The following is a 17,886-nucleotide window of genomic DNA, read 5'->3' on the forward strand; positions in this document are numbered from 1 at the left end:
GGCGCACCCCCCGTTCGGGGGTGGTGAGACCCGCATCACGGATTACACGATGTGAGGGAGCCGCCCGGCAATGGTCCGGGTCCGAGGAGGACAGATGACTACGCCGCCGACGACGCCGACGGAGCACTTCCGCAGCGCGCGGGACTTCCTGCTGGAGCACCGCGAGGACTACGCCACGGCCTACGAGGGATTCGTCTGGCCCCGCCCCGAGCACTTCAACTGGGCCCTCGACTGGTTCGACCCCATCGCCCACGGCAACGCCAGGACCGCGTTGCACATCGTCGAGGAGGACGGCCGCGAGACCAAGCTGTCCTTCGGCGAGCTGTCCGTACGCTCCGACGAGGTCGCGGGCTGGCTGCGCGAGCTGGGCGTACGCGCCGGGGACCGCATCCTCGTCATGCTCGGCAACCAGGCCGAGCTGTGGGTGACGGCGCTCGCCGCGATGAAACTGCGCGCCGTGGTCATCCCGGCCACCCCGCTGCTCGGCCCCGCCGACCTGCGCGACCGCGTCGAACGGGGCCGGGTCCGGCACGTGATCGTGCGCGCCGAGGACACCGGCAAGTTCGACGAGGTGCCCGGCGACTACACCCGCGTCGTGGTCGGCGGCGAACACCCGGGCTGGCAGTCGTACGAGGACGTCTACGACCGTGCCTCGGACGTCTTCCTGCCCGACGGCCCGACCCGGGCCGACGACCCGCTGATGCTCTACTTCACCTCGGGCACCACCGCCCGCCCCAAGCTCGTCGAGCACACCCACACGTCGTACCCGATCGGCCACCTGGCGACCATGTACTGGATCGGCCTCAAGCCCGGTGACGTGCACCTGAACATCTCCTCACCCGGCTGGGCCAAGCACGCCTGGTCGAACCTCTTCGCGCCCTGGAACGCCGAGGCGACCGTCTTCCTGCACAACTACACGCGCTTCGACGCGCCCCGTCTGATGGCCGAGATGGACCGCGCCGGAGTGACGACGTTCTGCGCCCCGCCCACCGTCTGGCGCATGCTCATCCAGGCCGACCTGACCCAGCTGCGCACGCCCCCGCGCGAGGCCGTCGCCGCGGGCGAGCCACTGAACCCCGAGGTCATCGAGCAGGTGCGGCGCGCCTGGGGCGTCACGATCCGCGACGGCTTCGGACAGACCGAGACGGCCGTGCAGGTGTCCAACAGCCCAGGCCAGCCGCTGAAGACGGGCTCCATGGGACGGCCGAGCCCAGGCTTCAAGGTCGAACTCCTCGACCCGGTCACGGGCGCACCCGGCGCCACGGAGGGCGAGATCGCGCTCGACCTGTCCGCGCGACCGGTGGGCCTGATGACCGGCTACCACGGCGACCCCGACCGTACGGCCGAGGCGATGGCCGACGGCTACTACCGCACCGGCGACATCGGCTCGCGCGACGCCGAGGGCTACATCACGTACGTGGGGCGGAGCGACGACGTTTTTAAGGCCAGTGATTACAAGATCAGTCCCTTCGAGCTGGAGAGCGTGCTCCTGGAGCACGAGGCCGTCGCCGAGGCGGCCGTCGTACCCGCGCCGGACGAGCTGCGGCTCGCCGTTCCGAAGGCGTACGTCGTCCTGGCGGAGGGATGGGAGCCGGGGCCCGACACCGCGAAGGTCCTCTTCGAGCACTCGCGTACGGCCCTCGCCCCGTACAAGCGCATTCGCCGCCTGGAGTTCGGCGACCTGCCCAAGACGGTGTCCGGCAAGATCCGCCGCATCGAACTGCGCGAGGCGACGGCCGCGGGCTCGGACGCCGAGTACCGCGAGGAGGACTTCCGGTGAGTGAGGTGGCTGAGGTGAGTGAGCTGGGCGAGACGGGCGAACTGTCGTACGCGCATGGGGTGAGCGGGACTTCACTGCTCGGCGACACCATCGGCGCCAACCTGGACCGGGCCGTCGCGGCCTGGCCGGACCGCGAGGCGCTCGTCGACGTACCGTCCGGGCGGCGCTGGACGTACGACCAATTCGCCGCGGATGTCGACGAGTTGGCCCGCGCGCTGCTCGCCGGCGGGGTCGCCAAGGGCGAACGGGTGGGCATCTGGGCGGTCAACTGCCCGGAGTGGGTGCTCGTCCAGTACGCCACCGCCCGCATCGGCGCGGTCATGGTGAACATCAACCCGGCCTACCGCACCCACGAGGTCGAGTACGTCCTCAAACAGGCGGGCATCTCGGTGCTGTTCGCCTCGCTGAGCCACAAGACGAGCGACTACCGGGCCATGGTCGAGCAAGTGCGGGGTAAATGCCCGCAGTTGAGGGAGACCGTCTATATCGGCGACCCGAGCTGGGACACGCTGGTCGCGCGGGGTGCGACCGACCTGGACGAGGAGTTCCGGACGCGCCGGAGCGAGCTGTCCTGCGACGACCCGATCAACGTCCAGTACACCTCGGGCACCACCGGGTTCCCCAAGGGCGCGACCCTCTCCCACCACAACATCCTCAACAACGGCTATTTCGTGGGGGAGTTGATCGCCTACACCGAGCAGGACCGGATCTGCGTACCCGTGCCCTTCTACCACTGCTTCGGCATGGTCATGGGTAACCTCGCCGCGACCTCGCACGGCGCGTGCATCGTGATCCCGGCCCCGTCCTTCGACCCGACGGCGACACTGCGAGCGGTCCAGGACGAGCGCTGCACGTCCCTCTACGGCGTACCGACCATGTTCATCGCGGAGTTGGGCCTCCCCGACTTCGCGACGTACGACCTGTCCTCCCTGCGGACCGGCATCATGGCGGGCTCGCCCTGCCCGGTCGAGGTGATGAAACGGGTGGTCTCCGAGATGCACATGGCGGAGGTCTCCATCTGCTACGGCATGACCGAGACCTCGCCCGTGTCCCTCCAGACCCGTCGCGACGACGACCTGGAGCACCGCACCGGCACGGTCGGACGCGTCCTGCCGCACATCGAGGTCAAGGTCGTCGACCCGGCGACCGGCACGACCCTGCCGCGCGGCTCGGCGGGCGAGCTGTGCACCCGCGGCTACAGCGTGATGCTCGGCTACTGGGACGAGCCCGAGAAGACCGCCGAGGCTGTCGACGCCGGGCGGTGGATGCACACCGGCGACCTGGCCGTGATGCTCGACGACGGCTACGTACAGATCGTCGGCCGGATCAAGGACATGATCATCCGGGGTGGCGAGAACATCTACCCGCGCGAGATCGAGGAGTTCCTGTACGCGCACCCGAAGATCGCCGATGTACAGGTGGTGGGTGTGCCGCACGAACGGTACGGCGAGGAGGTGCTCGCCTGTGTCATCCCGCGCGATGCCGGGGATCCGCCGACGCTGGAGGAGGTGCGGGCCTTCTGCGAGGGGCGGTTGGCGCACTACAAGGTGCCGAGTCGGGTGCGGGTCATGGAGGCGTTCCCGATGACGGTGTCCGGGAAGGTGCGGAAGGTCGAGTTGCGGGAGGGGGGTGCGTGAGCCCGCCCCTTACGGGCCGCTCAAGTCACAGTCCTGTGCATGCAGACCCGGGGCCAGCGGTCCAGGCCGTGTTCCGCCTCCGTGGCGCGGATCTTGCGTAGGCCCGGGGTGAGTTCGGGGTCGGTCAGGGGGCGGAAGCCGATCCGTTCGTAGTAGGGCGCGTTCCAGGGGACCTCCGTGAAGGTGGTCAGTGTGAGACCGGTCAGGCCCTGGTCGCGTGCGCGGTCGGCGGCGTACGCGATCAGGGCCCGGCCCACGCCCCGGTGTGCGGCGTCCGGGTGGACGGAGACCTGCTCGACGTGGAAGGCGCCGTCCACGGGCTCGCCGATCAGATACGCGACGGGACGGCCGGCGTCACCGTCACCCTCGGCCTCGCCACCCTCGGATTCCTCACCATCGGCTTCGGCGATCCACGCGTGGCCCGCCTTCCGGAAGCGCTCCAGCAGATCGAGCGCGGGCGGCTCGTCGTCGGCGATCTCCGTCATGCCCAGGGTGCGGAAGGGCTCGCCCGCGGCCCGCTCGATGTCCTGGAGCAGCGGGAGTCGCCGGTCTGATGCGCATGACGTCAAGTATGTGGTCGTTCGGGGGAGTTGGACTACTCAGTCGCCCGTGGCTATCAGGTCGTCGGCGAGGCTGTTCACCGGCTGTGGGGTGCCTGTGAGATCCAGTACGAACAGGGGGATGCCGAGGGAGTCGGCGCAGACGCGGGCGTCCTCCTCGTAGCCCGCCAGCGAGAAGTACACGCAGCCCGCCGACTCCGTCATCGCCGTCAGCCACAGGCACTCCACGTCCCGCAGGGAGGCCGGTCGCACGGTCGGGTCGACCTGGGCCACGATCCCGCGGGCCGCCAGACCTATCCCGGAAGGTGGCCGCTGGTCGGCCCGCCGGATGTCCCGGTACCCGAGCCAGCGCAGATACAGCGCGGCGGCGGTCACCGCGTCCCGGGCCGTGCGGATGACCACCGGCTGGAACGCGGGGCGGGGAACCGGGGCGGTACGGGGGAGGGGGATGGCGGCGGCGGGGAGACGGCCGGCCCGGTCGCCCCGGGGCTTCCTGGGCGGGCGGCCGGAGTGCTCGCGCGAGCCTTCGTACGGGCCCCCGCGCGACCCCTCGTGCGAGCCTTGAAATGAACCCTCGTGCGACCCCTCGTGCGAGCCTTGAAATGAACCCTCGTGCGAGCCCTCATGGGAGCCGCCCTCGGGGCTCTCGCCGGTGTCCGCGCCCGAGGAGTGCGCCGCGTCGGCGCCCGAGGCCTCTGCGGCCCCCGCGGCGTCGGCCGTTCCCGGCTCGGTCACCGGTATCCGTAACAGCACCCCGCAGGGGCATCCCAGCTCGGGCCGGGGCCAGTGGTCCGCCCGCCCGCAGGACTCGCAGCGGATCGTCACCCAGCCCTCGTCCCAGGTGTGGTGCGTGACGGGCTCCGGGAGCGTGCTCCGGTCGAGGACGGGCGCGACAGGCGCGCCGCACACGCACGGGTACGACGGCGCCGCATAGACATGCTCGCGCCGACAGGCCGGACACCTCACCGGCACGCTCTCGGACATGACCCTCTCCAGAACACCGCGACACCACAACGCCACACGGGGACAGCGCCTCCATCGTCCTCCGGAACCCCCTCCTCCGGCAGCGAAACGATCCGACGTCCCGTGATTCCCCCCGCCCGCCGAAGATTGCCGACCGGCTGCCGACCGGACGCCGACCGGTCGTCGACTGGTATCCGGCGGCCTTCCGACCGCCCTCCGACCCTTGACGCCACCTGGCCGTCCACCTACATTGCTTCCAGATAGTAGAAGTTAGTTTCCGTAATACGGAATTTGAAGCTCTCCGCGGGGCGCGACGGGAGCCCGAATCCGACGGCCGAAGCAGGAGTACGCAATGGCTCGTATGACCGCTGCCCGCGCGGCAGTTGAGATCCTCAAGCGTGAGGGCGTCACCAGCGCGTTCGGTGTCCCGGGCGCGGCGATCAACCCCTTCTACGCGGCGCTCAAGGCCTCCGGCGGAATCAGCCACACCCTCGCCCGCCATGTCGAGGGCGCCTCCCACATGGCGGAGGGCTACACCCGCACCGCACCCGGCAACATCGGCGTCTGCATCGGTACGTCAGGGCCCGCGGGCACCGACATGATCACCGGTCTGTACTCCGCGACCGGCGACTCCATCCCGATCCTGTGCATCACGGGCCAGGCACCGACCGCCGTGATCCACAAGGAGGACTTCCAAGCCGTCGACATCGCCTCGATCGCCAAGCCGGTCGCCAAGATGGCGGTCACCGTGCTGGAGGCCGCGCAGGTCCCGGGCGTCTTCCAGCAGGCCTTCCACCTGATGCGCTCGGCCCGCCCGGGCCCGGTCCTCATCGACCTCCCCATCGACGTCCAGCTGACGGAGATCGAGTTCGACCCGGACACGTACGAGCCGCTGCCGGTCTACAAGCCGTCCGCGACCCGCGCCCAGGTCGAGAAGGCGATCACGCTCCTGAACGAGTCGGAGCGCCCGCTGATCGTCGCGGGCGGCGGCGTCATCAACGCCGACGCCTCCGAACTCCTCGTGGAGTTCGCCGAGTTGACCGGCACGCCCGTCGTCCCGACCCTCATGGGCTGGGGCATCCTGCCCGACGACCACGAGCTGAACGCCGGCATGGTCGGCCTGCAGACCTCGCACCGCTACGGCAACGCGACCTTCCTGGAGTCCGACTTCGTCCTCGGCATCGGCAACCGCTGGGCCAACCGCCACACCGGCAAACTGGACGTCTACACGGCGGGCCGGAAGTTCGTGCACGTCGACATCGAGCCCACCCAGATCGGCAAGATCTTCGCCCCGGACTACGGGATCGCCTCCGACGCGAAGGCCGCCCTCGAACTGTTCGTCGAGGTGGCACGGGAGTTGAAGGCCGCGGGCCGGCTGCCCGACCGCTCCGCTTGGGCGCAGGCCGCCCAGGACAAGAAGGCGACCCTCCAGCGCCGTACGCACTTCGACGACATCCCCATCAAGCCGCAGCGCGTCTACGAGGAGATGAACAAGGCCTTCGGCCCCGAGACCCGGTACGTCACCACCATCGGCCTCTCGCAGATCGCCGGCGCCCAGATGCTGCACGTCTACCGGCCGCGGCACTGGATCAACTGCGGTCAGGCGGGCCCCCTCGGCTGGACCGTCCCGGCCGCGCTCGGTGTCGCCAAGGCCGACCCGGAGGCGCAGGTGGTCGCGCTCTCCGGCGACTACGACTTCCAGTTCATGATCGAGGAACTGGCCGTCGGGGCCCAGCACCGGATCCCGTACGTCCATGTGCTGGTGAACAACTCCTATCTGGGCCTGATCCGTCAGGCGCAGCGGGCGTTCGACATCGACTTCCAGGTCAACCTGGAGTTCGAGAACCTCAACTCGCCCGAGCTGGGCGTCTACGGCGTCGACCACGTCAAGGTCGTCGAGGGCCTCGGCTGCAAGGCGATCCGGGTCACCGACCCGAGCGAGCTGGGCGCCGCCCTCGAACAGGCGAAGAAGCTCGCGGTCGAGTTCCGGGTCCCGGTCGTCGTCGAGGCGATCCTGGAGCGCGTCACCAACATCTCGATGTCCACGACCAACGACATCAGCAACGTCGTGGAGTTCGAGGAAGTCGCGACCGTACCGGGCCACGCACCCACGTCCATCAAGACCCTGAAGGTCTGACGAGAAGGTCTGGCAAGAGGGTCTGGCAAGAAGGTCTGACAAGACCTGGCTGAGAGCGGCTCAAGAGGCAGAACCGAGGCCCCCGTCCTGAGGATCCAGGGCGGGGGCCTCTCGGCGTGTTCAGTTCGAGCGGCCCCCGCCGCCACCCGAACGGGACCCGCCGCCCCCGTGCTTCCCCCCGTCTCCGGACGCCCCCGACGCCCGAAGTACCGTGCCGGACCGGCCGGACCGGGAGACGCCCCGGAGCGGCGACAACGCGAAGTTCTCTCGCCCAGGCGTTGCAATCAACATGCTCATACGTCTCACCTCCGTCTCAGGCCAAGCCCGCTGTTCCCCGTATGGGGCCCGCCGCCCCCGTGCCGGCGGGCCCCATGTGCTGAGAATGTGCCCTGAAGCACAGTGAGTTGAAGCCCCCGGAGGCATATTCAGAGGTTGATTTGAGGGTTCCGTAGCCCATGTACGCACACGGACGTACGTACGACGTCACTCGGCCGCGTGGTGCTCCGACAGGCCCGGCCAGTCGTCGGGGCCGCCGCCCTGCCAGTCGATGATGTCGCTCTCCTCCACCTCGATCACGTCCAGGTCGGCGAGGCGCAGGATCTCGACGACGTCGTCGAGGTGGTAGGCGATGCCGAGGGTCTCGCTGCCCGCGGTGACCCGGCGCGAGCCGTCCAGCGCCGGAGGGTGCACGACGATGCGGGGAAGGTCCATGTATCCAGGCTGCTGCGCGGCCGGGGAATCCGCACCCCGAAGGGGCCGGGCATGCGCGGACGGCGAAGAGCGCCGGGTACGGGACCGTCCGTACCCGGCGCTCTTCGCCGTCTGGATCAAGCGTGTCGATCAAGGTGTCGTCCGAGGACCGCGGCGGTCGTGACGGGCCGGGGCCGTCCTTCCCTCTGGTCGAGAAGGGGGCTCCGGGTCCTTCACCACCGCACTGGCTCACGTACCGCCGCGGTCCTCGGCCGGCCCGGTCCGCCCGTCGACAACCCCTCATCCGGGTCCACGGGCTTCGCGGGCGACGCGCCTGGGGTCCGACCTCCCGTCAGACCCGGGGCGCAGCTTGGGAGTTGAGAGGGTCAGTCCTCGCGCAGGGCGAGGACCGCCTCCTCCACGCGCCTGCCGTACTCGGGGTCGGCGGCGTGGAAATGGGCGAGGTTCTTCTCGACCACGTCGTCGCGGGAGACCTGGGAGAGCCCGCCGGCGATGTTGGCGACCAGCCGGGACCTCTCCTCCTCCGACATCAGGCGGTACAGCTCGCCCGCCTGGAAGAAGTGGTCGTCCTTGGTGTGGAGCGGAGTCTCGTACGTGCCGGTGTGGCCGCTCACCGCGAGCGGCGCCGACAGGGGGCGGCCGGTCTCCGTCGGGCCGCCGTACGAGTTCGGCTCGTAGTTCCTCGCCGCGCGGCCCTGGGCGTTGGCGGCCATCAGACCGTCCCGGCCGTAGTTGCTCGCCACCGTCGCCCTGGGGGCGTTGACCGCCAGCAGGGTGTGGTTGACGCCCAGCCGGTAGCGGTGGGCGTCCGCGTACGCGAACAGGCGGCCCTGGAGCATCTTGTCCGGCGAAGGGCCGATGCCGGGAACGAAGTTGTTCGGGGAGAACGCGGCCTGCTCGACCTCCGCGAACACGTTGTCCGGGTTGCGGTCCAGGACCAGCCGGCCCACCCGCTGGAGCGGATAGTCCTCGTGCGGCCAGACCTTCGTCAGGTCGAACGGGTTGAAGCGGTAGCCGTCAGCCTCGGCCGTCGGCATGACCTGGACGTACAGCGTCCACGACGGGCGCACCCCGCGCTCGATGGCCTGGAGCAGGTCCGTCTGGTGCGAGTTGGGGTCCTTGCCCGCGATCTCGGTGGCCTGCTCGGAGGACAGGGAGCGGATGCCCTGGTTCGTCTTGAAGTGGTACTTGACGAAGAAGGCCTCGCCCTCGGCGTTCGTCCACTGGTAGGTGTGCGAGCCGTAGCCGTTCATGTGGCGGTACGAGGCCGGGATGCCGCGGTCCCCCATCAGCCAGGTGATCTGGTGCGTGGCCTCGGGGGCGTGAGCCCAGAAGTCCCAGACGTTGTCCGGCTCCTGACGGCCCGTGAAGGGATCCCGCTTCTGCGAGTGGATGAAGTCCGGGAACTTGATCGGGTCCTTGATGAAGAACACCGGGGTGTTGTTCCCGACGAGGTCGTAATTCCCCTGCTCCGTATAGAACTTGACCGCGAAGCCGCGCGGGTCGCGCACCGCGTCCGCGCCGCCCAGGTTGTCCGCCACCGTCGAGAAGCGCAGGAAGACCTCGGTGCGCCTGCCGACCGTGCTCAGGAAGTCCGCGTGCGTGAAGCCGGTGACATCGTCGGTCACCTCGAAGTGGCCGTACGCGCCCGAGCCGCGGGCGTGCACCACGCGCTCCGGGATGCGCTCGCGGTTGAACCGGGCGAGCTTCTCAAGGAGGTGCTGGTCCTGGAGGAGGAGCGGGCCGCCGACGCCGGCGGAGGCGGAGTTCTGGTTGTCGGCGACCGGGGCGCCGGACTCTGTCGTGAGCACGCGCTTCGACATCGTGACCTTCCGTACGAGGGGCAGCGGAATTCTTCGGAGGTTGTTTTCCGCTTTGTGGAGCCTAGGTTTGGGGTGATCCGGACGTCAACAGTTTGTTGAAGTTCTCCGGTGGGGGGTGGAGGAGGGATGGAGTGATGGGTGATGGGTTCCGGGCGGCGCCACCGCTTGGGCGCGACAGGACAGGTGTCAGCGGCGGCGCCGCCCGGAGATCTATGGGGGCCGGACCGTCAGATCTGCGCGCCGGAGAGGCGCTCGACCGCGCGCAGCAGCGCGGAGTGGTCCAGGCCGCCGTCGCCCTGGGCCCGCAGCGAGGCGACGAGCTGGGCGACCACGGCACCGACGGGCAGCGCGGCACCGACGTTGCGGGCGGCGTCCGTGACGATGCCCATGTCCTTGTGGTGCAGGTCGATACGGAAGCCCGGCTTGAAGTCGCGGTTCAGGAAGTTGTCCTTCTTGCGCGTCAGGACGGTCGAGCCGGCGAGGCCGCCGTTCAGGACGTCGAGGGCCGCCTTCAGGTCGACGCCCGACTTCTCCAGGAAGACCACGGCCTCGGCGCACGCCTGGATGTTCACGGCGACGATGAGCTGGTTCGCGGCCTTCACGGTCTGGCCGGAGCCGTGCGGACCGCACAGCACGATCGTCTTGCCCAGCGCCTCGAAGATCGGCTCGGCCTGGTCGAAGTCGGCCTGCTCGCCGCCGACCATGATGGACAGAACGGCCTCGACCGCCCCGGCCTCACCGCCGGACACCGGTGCGTCCAGGACCCGTATGCCCTTGTCCTGCGCGGCCTTGGCCAGGTCCACGGAGGTCTGCGGGGTGATGGAGGACATGTCGATCAGGAGCGCGCCGGACCTCGCGTTCTCCAGGATGCCGTCCGGCCCGTACGCGATGGCCTCGACCTGCGGGGAGGCGGGCACCATCGTGATCACCACGTCGGCGTCCCGCACGGCCTCGGCGATCGAGCCGGCCGCGGTGCCACCGGCGGCGGTCAGCCGGTCCAGCTTGTCCTGCTCCAGGGTGAACCCGGTGACGTCGTAACCGGCCTTGATCAGGTTCTCGGACATGGGGGAGCCCATGATGCCGAGGCCGACCCAGGCGACCTTGGGGTGTGTGCTGCTCATGAGGGTGCCTCTCTGGAAACTTTCGTACGTCGGTGAGTTGGCGCTCAGCGCGCCGCGCGGGCCTCGGCGGGCAGCCACTCGAAGGCCTCGGCACTGGGGCGGTCGCCCGGCTTGTACTCCAGGCCGACCCAGCCCTCGTACCCCTGCTTGCGGAGCCGTCCGAGCAACTCCTCCAGGGGGAGCGAGCCGGTGCCCGGGGCGCCGCGGCCCGGGTTGTCGGCGATCTGGACGTGGCCCGTCTTCGCCGCGTACCGGTCGATCACCGACGGCAGGTCCTCGCCGTTCATGGACAGGTGGTAGAGGTCCATCAGGAACTTGGCGTTGCCGAGCCCGGTCGCCTCGTTGACCTTGTCGACGACCGCGATCCCGGCCGGGGCGGTCACCAGCGGATAGAGCGGCGACTCCGGCTTGTTGAGGGTCTCGATCAGCAGGACCGCACTGATGCGGTCGGCCGCGCGGGCCGCCAACACCAGGTTCTCCAGGGCGAGTTCGTCCTGCACGGCCGGGTCCACGCCCTCGACGCGGTTGCCGTACAGCGCGTTGAGCGCCCCGCAGCCCAGCGACTGTGCGAAGTCCGCGGCCACGTCGATGTTCGCGCGGAACCGCTCGGACTCCTCGCCGGGGATCGACAGCGCGCCCCGGTCCGGACCCGGCAGCTGCCCGGCGTAGAAGTTCAGGCCCGTGAGCTGTACGCCCGCGTCCTCGATCGCCTTCTTCAGGGCGTCGAGCTCGGCGCGCTCGGGGGTGGGGGAGTCGACCCAGGGCCACCACAGCTCGACCGCGGTGAAGCCCGCCGCGGCGGCGGCCGCGGGGCGCTCCAGAAGCGGGAGCTCCGTGAAGAGGATCGACAGGTTGACGTTGAAGCGCTGCTCAGCGGCTGCATCCATCGAGAAACCGGGCATGTGGGTCGGCGCTCCCTTCCGTGTCGAGTAGTTCCGTATTGCGGAAGTTAGTTTCTGCTTGATGGAAAGGCTGCCCGCGTCGGGGAACCTTGTCAAGAGGGGTTGCCCGGAAAAGCCCCCGGGGTGCGGGAGGCTCCGGGTGGATTCGCCCGGGTGGCACCGCCGCCGTTCGATCGGGTGTTCCTCACGGGTGGCGTGCGGGTCGGCTAGGGTCGCTTGCGCGCCCGACAGTCCCCGCGTCACGTGGGCCGGGGAACGACCAGGTCGGAGTCGATGCCATGGGGGTACAGTGCGATTGAGAGTGGAGTTCACGACCGAGCCCTTCGATCTCGACGAGGCACCGCGGCACGCGCTGGTCGCCCGCGAGGTCATCGAGGCGGCCGAACTGGACGCCGTGGACGTCGGCCCGTTCGGCAACACCGCGGAGGGCGGCGCGGACTCGGTACTCACCGCGGTCGACGCGCTGCTGCGCCAGGCCCTGGAGGCCGGCGCCACCCGCGTCTCGCTCCAGGTCAACGTGATCGGGGAGGAGGGCGAGTGACCGGCATCGGGGACGACCCCTTCGTCACGGCCGTCAAGCCGCTGGTCGACGCCATGGGTGGCGAGATGCTCCCGCCGGGTCAGGCAGGACCCGACGATGTCGTGCTCTCCTGGGAGGGCGCCGACGTCGTCGCCGTACGTCTGCCCCAGCTCGCCGACTCGCTGGACCACATCCTGGCCGCCCTGGAGCGCAAGCGCGGCAAGCCCCTGGCCGAGCTGGACCGCAAGGCCAAGCAGGAGGTCGTACGGATACTCGAGGCGCGCGGCGCCTTCTCCGTGCGGCACGGCGTGGAGACCGTCGCGGGCGCGCTCGGCGTCAGCCGGTTCACGGTCTACAACTACTTGAACCGCGAGAAGGACGCCTGAGTCGTCGCCCATCGGTGGCGTGTTGCCGAAAGGCCTCTGACCTGGTGTGACGCGGTCGCGGACGGCCGGCCGGGGTGCCCGTGGCGCACGGCCGGGAGGCTCCTGCCCGCCACCGCCGTCCGGCATGCGGGCGGCGGTTTCCGCTTCCCGGTATTTGTTACCCGGATTTTTCAACAAAGTGTTGACGTGGTGTTTCCGAGGGCGTTAGCTAATCGGCAGCCCGTCCAGCACAAGGCCACGGAGGCTTCCCGTGACTTCGAGTACGACATCCGGCGGCCTCGCCCGTTTCAACGCACTGGAGGAGCACGCCGCCTACGCCGCCCTCCATGAGGTCTGCGCCTCGGCGGCCTGGGCGAACCGGCTGCTCGCCCGCCGCCCGTACACCACCACCGACGAACTCTTCGCGGAGAGCGACGCCGCCACGGCCGGCCTGCTCGACGCGGACCTCGACGAGGCGATGGCGGGCCACCCGCCGATCGGACGCCCCAAGCCCGGGGACCCGACCTCCTCGCGCGAACAGCGCGGCATGGCCGGTGCCTCCGATGAGCTGAAGGCGGAGATGCTCGAACTGAACCTGGCCTATCAGGAGAAGTTCGGCCATGTCTTCCTGATCTGCGCGACCGGCCGCACCGGCGAGCAGATGCGCGACGCGGTCAGGGAACGGATCGGCAACGCACCCGGCCAGGAGCGCGAGATCGTGCGCATCGAACTGGGAAAGATCAACCGCATCCGGCTCGCCCGACTCGTCGAAGAGGACGCACCCGCATGAGCACCGAGACCACCGCTTCCGTGTCCACGCACATCCTGGACACCAGCGTCGGCCGCCCCGCGGAGGGAGTCGCCGTCCAGTTGGCGGCCCGCATTGGCCGTGGCGCGGACTGGCAGGCACTCGGCGGCTCCGCGACCGACGCGGACGGCCGGTGCAAGGACCTGCCGGCGCTGCCGGAGGGCACCACACACGTACGGCTCGACTTCGCGGTCGAGGCGTATTTCGAGAACAACGCCGAGAAGAAGCAAGCCGATGCGCAGCAGGACGCCCCCGCGAACCGGGACAGCGGCAGCGTAGGAGCGTTCTTCCCGGAGGTGGCGATCACGTTCGCCGTCGTGCCGGGCGAGCACTTCCACGTACCGCTGCTGCTCAACCCGTTCGGCTACTCCGTTTACCGAGGGAGCTAGCTAAATGACCGTCAATTCCCGCCCTGCCCGCCCGGTCATGCTGGGACAGAACCAGTACGGCAAGGCCGAGAACCGAGTCGTCAAGATCACGCGGGACGGCGCCACCCACCACATCAAGGACCTGAACGTCTCCGTCGCGCTCTCCGGCGACATGGACGAGGTCCACCTCTCCGGCTCGAACGCCAACGTGCTGCCGACGGACACCACCAAGAACACGGTGTACGCCTTCGCCAAGGAGCACGGCATCGAGTCCGCCGAGCAGTTCGGCATCCACCTCGCCCGGCACTTCGTCACCAGCCAGGAGCCGATCAGGACGGCGCGGATCCGCATCGAGGAGTACGCCTGGGAGCGCATCGCGACCTCTGACGCCAACTCCAAGTTCATCGGCGCCGACGAGGTCAAGCACTCCTTCGTCCGCCAGGGCCAGGAGACCCGCGTCACGCAGATCACGTACGACGGTGATTCCTGGGAGGTCATTTCCGGCCTCAAGGACCTCGTCGTGATGAACTCGACCAACTCCGAGTTCTGGGGCTACGTCAAGGACAAGTACACGACGCTCCCCGAGGCGTACGACCGCATCCTCGCCACCCAGGTCTCCGCGCGCTGGCGCTTCAACTGGGCCGACGACGAGCAGAAGGCGCCCAACTGGGAGAAGTCCTACGAGCAGGTGAAGAAGCACATGCTCCAGGCCTTCGCCGAGACGTACTCGCTGTCGCTCCAGCAGACCCTGTACCAGATGGGTTCGCGGATCATCGAGAACCGCGGCGAGATCGACGAGGTCCGCTTCTCGCTGCCGAACAAGCACCACTTCCTGGTCGATCTGGAGCCGTTCGGCCTCAAGAACGACAATGAGGTGTACTTCGCCGCCGACCGGCCTTACGGCCTGATCGAGGCCACGATCCTGCGGGACGGCTGCGAGCCGAAGATCCCGGTGGACCTCACCAACCTCTGAACCAGCCTCCGACGCCCCCCCATTTCGGCACCCGCGGCCCGTCCCCGGCCGGGCCGCGGCACTCAAACCTCCCAGGGTCCTGCCGTGCCCACTCCAACTCAGCGATTCCTCAGCGAAGAAGGACGAACCATGGCAGCAGACCCGCGCATCGTCATCGAGAACTGTGCGATCGCGACCGTGGACGCCGACGACACCGAGTACGCGTCCGGTCATCTGGTCCTGGCGGGCAACCGCATCGAGTCGCTCGGCACGGGCAGGGCCCCCGAGGGCCTGGAGAACGTCGTACGCCGTATCGACGCGACCGGCCACCTCGTGACCCCGGGCCTGGTCAACACGCATCACCACTTCTATCAGTGGATCACCCGCGGCCTCGCCACGGACCACAACCTCTTCAACTGGCTCGTCGCCCTGTACCCGACCTGGGCGCGCATCGACGAGCGTATGACGTACGCGGCGGCCCAGGGCTCGCTCGGCATGATGGCCCGCGGCGGAGTCACCACCGCCATGGACCACCACTACGTCTTCCCGCAGGGCTCCGGCGACCTGTCCGGCTCGATCATCCGGGCCGCGCGCGAGATGGGCGTCCGCTTCACCCTCGCCCGCGGCTCCATGGACCGCAGCGAGAAGGACGGCGGCCTGCCCCCGGACTTCGCCGTCGAGACCCTCGAAGGGGCCCTCGCCGCCACCGAGGCGACGGTCGACGAACACCACGACGCGTCCTTCGGCGCGATGACACAGGTGGCCGTGGCCCCCTGCTCACCCTTCTCCGTGTCGACCGAACTCCTCAAGCAGGGCGCCGAGTTGGCGCGCCGCAAGGGCGTCCGCCTGCACACCCACGGCTCGGAGACGGTCGAGGAGGAGCAGTTCTGCAAGGAGCTGTTCGGGATGGGCCCGACCGACTACTTCGAGTCGACCGGCTGGCTCGGCGAGGACGTGTGGATGGCGCACTGCGTCCACATGAACGACTCCGACATCGCCGCCTTCGCCCGTACGAGGACCGGTGTGGCCCACTGCCCGTCCTCCAACGCCCGTCTGGCGGCCGGGATCGCGCGCGTCCCCGACATGCTGGCGGCCGGCGTCCCGGTCGGACTCGGCGTCGACGGCACCGCGTCGAACGAGTCCGGTGAACTCCACACCGAGCTGCGCAACGCCCTGCTCATCAACCGCCTCGGCGCCCATCGCGAGGCCGCGCTCAACGCCCGGCAGGCGCTGCGGCTCGGCACGTACGGCGGAGCCCAAGTCCTGGGCAGGGCAGGGGAGATCGGCTCGCTCGAAGCCGGCAAGCTCGCGGACCTCGTGCTGTGGAACCTGGACACCCTGGCCCACGCGTCGATCGCCGATCCGGTCACCGCCCTCGTCTTCGGCGCCGCGGCGCCGGTCACCGCCTCCTTCGTCAACGGAGAGCAGATCGTCGAGAACGGCCGACTGCTGCACGTCGACGAGGACGCCATCGCCCGCTCCACGCGGACCGAGGCCCAGCGTCTCGCACGGATCGCCGCGCAGGCCTGACGCCTCCCTGCATCTCCCTGCACCTTCTGACACCTGAAGATCTCCGGCTGAGGGGGACGGCCCTCGGCCGGTGGCCGTGGACCCGAGCAGGGCCCACGGCGACCGTCTCCGGGGCACGCGCATGGACGTGCGCGCGCCCCGGAACGGTCTACCCGCCACGCCCCGTGACGGGCATCGTCCCGGTCCCGCACGACCGCGCCCCACCTCCCTGAAACCCACGTCGACGCCGACGTGCAACCGACCGGAGGAGCCGCCGTGGCCGCCCAGCCCACGTCCAGCAGTACGGACGCAGACTCAACTCACCTGCACAAACACCCGGTTGACGAGAGACTCCCCGCCCTGAAGATGGCGACCAGCGGTCTGCAGCACGTGGCCGCCATGTACGCGGGAGTCGTCGCCCCGCCCCTGATCGTCGGAGCGGCCGTGGGCCTGACCCCGACCGAACTGACCTTCCTCACCGGCGCCTGCCTGTTCACCGCGGGCCTCGCCACCTTCCTCCAGACCCTCGGGATCTGGAAGATCGGCGCCCGGCTGCCCTTCGTCAACGGCGTCACCTTCGCCGGGGTCGCCCCGATGATCGCCGTCGTCAACTCCACCGACGACAAGAGCGACGCGCTGCCGGTCATCTTCGGCGCGGTCATCGTCGCCGGCGTACTCGGCTTCTTCGCCGCCCCGTTCTTCAGCAAGGCGGTCCGCTTCTTCCCGCCCGTCGTCACCGGCACGGTCATCACGCTCATCGGCATATCCCTGATGCCGGTCGCCTTCGGCTGGGCGCAGGGCCCCAACCCCGCGGCGGACGACTACGGTTCCACCACCAACCTGGGCCTGGCGGGCGCGACGCTCGTCGTCGTCCTGCTCCTGCGCCGCTTCACCCGCGGTTTCGTCAAACAGATCGCCGTGCTGCTCGGCCTGGTCGTCGGCACGCTCTTCGCCATCCCCTTCGGCGCCACCGACTTCGGCCCGGTGGCCGACGCGGCCGTCGTCGGCTTCCCCACGCCGTTCCACTTCGGCGCCCCGCAGTTCCAGCTCGCCGCGATCCTGTCCATGTGCGTGGTGATGGTGGTCTCGATGACCGAATCGACCGCGGACATGCTGGCGTTGGGCGAGATCGTCGAGCGCCCCGCCGACGAGAAGACGATCGCGGCGGGCCTGCGCGCCGACACCCTCGGCTCCGCCCTCAGCCCGCTCTTCAACGGCTTCATGTGCAGCGCCTTCGCCCAGAACATCGGCCTGGTCGCCATGACGAGGATCCGCAGCCGGTACGTCGTCGCCACGGGCGGCGGCTTCCTCGTCCTGATGGGCCTGTGCCCGATGGCCGCCTCGCTCATCGCCGTCGTACCCCGCCCCGTGCTCGGCGGCGCGGGCGTGGTGCTGTTCGGCTCGGTCGCCGCGAGCGGCATCCAGACCCTCGTCAAGGCGGGCCTGGAGAAGGACAACAACGTCCTGATCGTGGCGGTCTCGCTGGCCGTCGGCATCATCCCGATCACGGCGCCGGAGTTCTACCACGCGTTCCCTGAGACCGCAAAGATCATCCTGGACTCGGGGATCTCGACGGGGTGCGTGGCGGCGGTCGCCCTGAACCTCGTCTTCAACCACCTCGGCGGGGGACGAGCGGCGGACGACGAGGTGACGTCACCGATGGATCCGCAACCGGCCTCGGTCCACTGACCCATCCGGACGGGCAGGGCGCGGCACGTCACGCGTGCCGC

Annotated in this window: 16 protein-coding genes; 10 read left to right on the plus strand and 6 right to left on the minus strand. The window is 69.5% G+C overall.

The window, feature by feature from the left end; genetic code table 11:
- The first annotated feature begins 94 nt into the window (after positions 1 to 94).
- Together ACN20J_RS39065 and ACN20J_RS39070 are read left to right on the plus strand one after the other, a co-directional pair.
- Positions 95 to 1,780 (plus strand): AMP-binding protein, encoded by a 1,686-nt coding sequence (locus tag ACN20J_RS39065; RefSeq protein ID WP_419667739.1) that lies wholly within the window; start codon positions 95 to 97, stop codon positions 1,778 to 1,780.
- The gene (locus ACN20J_RS39070; protein WP_419667740.1) at positions 1,777 to 3,417 is read left to right on the plus strand and encodes an AMP-binding protein; all 1,641 of its coding nucleotides are present in this window, start codon (positions 1,777 to 1,779) and stop codon (positions 3,415 to 3,417) included. Before ACN20J_RS39065 ends, ACN20J_RS39070 begins: the two co-directional genes overlap by 4 nt.
- A gap of 20 nt (positions 3,418 to 3,437) precedes the next feature.
- Here ACN20J_RS39070 and ACN20J_RS39075 read toward each other — a convergent pair whose 3' ends face one another.
- A complete protein-coding gene (locus ACN20J_RS39075; protein ID WP_419667741.1) occupies positions 3,438 to 3,986 on the minus strand; it encodes a GNAT family N-acetyltransferase in 549 nt (182 codons plus the stop codon).
- 30 nt (positions 3,987 to 4,016) lie between these two features.
- Positions 4,017 to 4,961 (minus strand): hypothetical protein, encoded by a 945-nt coding sequence (locus ACN20J_RS39080; protein ID WP_189840809.1) that lies wholly within the window; start codon positions 4,959 to 4,961, stop codon positions 4,017 to 4,019.
- A 331-nt stretch (positions 4,962 to 5,292) separates the two neighbouring features.
- Here ACN20J_RS39080 and gcl point away from each other — a divergent pair, with 331 nt between their 5' ends.
- Positions 5,293 to 7,077 (plus strand): glyoxylate carboligase, encoded by a 1,785-nt coding sequence (gcl, locus tag ACN20J_RS39085; protein WP_419667742.1) that lies wholly within the window; start codon positions 5,293 to 5,295, stop codon positions 7,075 to 7,077.
- 483 nt (positions 7,078 to 7,560) lie between these two features.
- Here gcl and ACN20J_RS39090 read toward each other — a convergent pair whose 3' ends face one another.
- The 4 genes from ACN20J_RS39090 to ACN20J_RS39105 all read right to left on the minus strand — a co-directional run bounded on the left by ACN20J_RS39090 (position 7,561) and on the right by ACN20J_RS39105 (position 11,634).
- On the minus strand, positions 7,561 to 7,788 hold the full coding sequence (locus ACN20J_RS39090; RefSeq protein WP_190227116.1) for a hypothetical protein: 228 nt from the start codon (positions 7,786 to 7,788) through the stop codon (positions 7,561 to 7,563).
- 365 nt (positions 7,789 to 8,153) lie between these two features.
- Entirely contained in the window at positions 8,154 to 9,611 is a 1,458-nt protein-coding gene (locus tag ACN20J_RS39095) for a catalase (protein ID WP_419667743.1), read from the minus strand.
- A gap of 227 nt (positions 9,612 to 9,838) precedes the next feature.
- The gene (locus ACN20J_RS39100) at positions 9,839 to 10,732 is read right to left on the minus strand and encodes a 2-hydroxy-3-oxopropionate reductase (protein ID WP_419667744.1); all 894 of its coding nucleotides are present in this window, start codon (positions 10,730 to 10,732) and stop codon (positions 9,839 to 9,841) included.
- 44 nt (positions 10,733 to 10,776) lie between these two features.
- Positions 10,777 to 11,634, minus strand: coding sequence for a TIM barrel protein (locus ACN20J_RS39105; RefSeq protein ID WP_189840814.1), 858 nt, complete (start codon positions 11,632 to 11,634; stop codon positions 10,777 to 10,779).
- 289 nt (positions 11,635 to 11,923) lie between these two features.
- Between ACN20J_RS39105 and ACN20J_RS39110 the strand changes: the two genes are divergently transcribed.
- The 7 genes from ACN20J_RS39110 to ACN20J_RS39140 all read left to right on the plus strand — a co-directional run bounded on the left by ACN20J_RS39110 (position 11,924) and on the right by ACN20J_RS39140 (position 17,845).
- Positions 11,924 to 12,175 (plus strand): hypothetical protein, encoded by a 252-nt coding sequence (locus ACN20J_RS39110; protein ID WP_055614882.1) that lies wholly within the window; start codon positions 11,924 to 11,926, stop codon positions 12,173 to 12,175.
- Positions 12,172 to 12,540: a helix-turn-helix domain-containing protein gene (locus tag ACN20J_RS39115; protein WP_143641961.1), complete on the plus strand. Its 369-nt coding sequence runs from the start codon at positions 12,172 to 12,174 to the stop codon at positions 12,538 to 12,540. The genes ACN20J_RS39110 and ACN20J_RS39115 overlap by 4 nt, the downstream gene beginning before the upstream one ends.
- A 250-nt stretch (positions 12,541 to 12,790) precedes the next feature.
- Positions 12,791 to 13,309, plus strand: a complete 519-nt coding sequence (uraD, locus tag ACN20J_RS39120) for a 2-oxo-4-hydroxy-4-carboxy-5-ureidoimidazoline decarboxylase (RefSeq protein WP_189840815.1) — start codon at positions 12,791 to 12,793, stop codon at positions 13,307 to 13,309.
- Complete coding sequence (gene uraH / locus ACN20J_RS39125; RefSeq protein WP_189840816.1) at positions 13,306 to 13,716, plus strand: hydroxyisourate hydrolase; 411 nt, start codon at positions 13,306 to 13,308, stop codon at positions 13,714 to 13,716. Before uraD ends, uraH begins: the two co-directional genes overlap by 4 nt.
- A gap of 4 nt (positions 13,717 to 13,720) precedes the next feature.
- Positions 13,721 to 14,668 (plus strand): factor-independent urate hydroxylase, encoded by a 948-nt coding sequence (gene pucL, locus ACN20J_RS39130; protein ID WP_189840817.1) that lies wholly within the window; start codon positions 13,721 to 13,723, stop codon positions 14,666 to 14,668.
- A gap of 129 nt (positions 14,669 to 14,797) precedes the next feature.
- The gene (locus ACN20J_RS39135) at positions 14,798 to 16,177 is read left to right on the plus strand and encodes an 8-oxoguanine deaminase (RefSeq protein WP_189840818.1); all 1,380 of its coding nucleotides are present in this window, start codon (positions 14,798 to 14,800) and stop codon (positions 16,175 to 16,177) included.
- Positions 16,178 to 16,522: 345 nt separating this feature from the next.
- A complete protein-coding gene (locus ACN20J_RS39140; protein ID WP_259333624.1) occupies positions 16,523 to 17,845 on the plus strand; it encodes a nucleobase:cation symporter-2 family protein in 1,323 nt (440 codons plus the stop codon).
- Positions 17,846 to 17,886 lie beyond the last annotated feature (41 nt).

This window comes from Streptomyces sp. 2-1 (assembly GCF_048564895.1).
Classification (GTDB): domain Bacteria; phylum Actinomycetota; class Actinomycetes; order Streptomycetales; family Streptomycetaceae; genus Streptomyces; species Streptomyces phaeochromogenes.

Excerpts from the sequence above, each read along its gene's own strand:
- ACN20J_RS39065 (WP_419667739.1), top strand. The coding sequence starts at position 95 with ATGACTACGCCGCCGACGACGCCGACGGAGCACTTCCGCAGCGCGCGG.
- ACN20J_RS39080 (WP_189840809.1), bottom strand. The coding sequence starts at position 4,961 with ATGTCCGAGAGCGTGCCGGTGAGGTGTCCGGCCTGTCGGCGCGAGCAT.
- gcl (WP_419667742.1), top strand. The coding sequence starts at position 5,293 with ATGGCTCGTATGACCGCTGCCCGCGCGGCAGTTGAGATCCTCAAGCGT.
- ACN20J_RS39090 (WP_190227116.1), bottom strand. The coding sequence starts at position 7,788 with ATGGACCTTCCCCGCATCGTCGTGCACCCTCCGGCGCTGGACGGCTCG.
- ACN20J_RS39095 (WP_419667743.1), bottom strand. The coding sequence starts at position 9,611 with ATGTCGAAGCGCGTGCTCACGACAGAGTCCGGCGCCCCGGTCGCCGAC.
- ACN20J_RS39100 (WP_419667744.1), bottom strand. The coding sequence starts at position 10,732 with ATGAGCAGCACACACCCCAAGGTCGCCTGGGTCGGCCTCGGCATCATG.
- ACN20J_RS39105 (WP_189840814.1), bottom strand. The coding sequence starts at position 11,634 with ATGCCCGGTTTCTCGATGGATGCAGCCGCTGAGCAGCGCTTCAACGTC.
- uraH (WP_189840816.1), top strand. The coding sequence starts at position 13,306 with ATGAGCACCGAGACCACCGCTTCCGTGTCCACGCACATCCTGGACACC.
- pucL (WP_189840817.1), top strand. The coding sequence starts at position 13,721 with ATGACCGTCAATTCCCGCCCTGCCCGCCCGGTCATGCTGGGACAGAAC.
- ACN20J_RS39135 (WP_189840818.1), top strand. The coding sequence starts at position 14,798 with ATGGCAGCAGACCCGCGCATCGTCATCGAGAACTGTGCGATCGCGACC.
- ACN20J_RS39140 (WP_259333624.1), top strand. The coding sequence starts at position 16,523 with ATGGCGACCAGCGGTCTGCAGCACGTGGCCGCCATGTACGCGGGAGTC.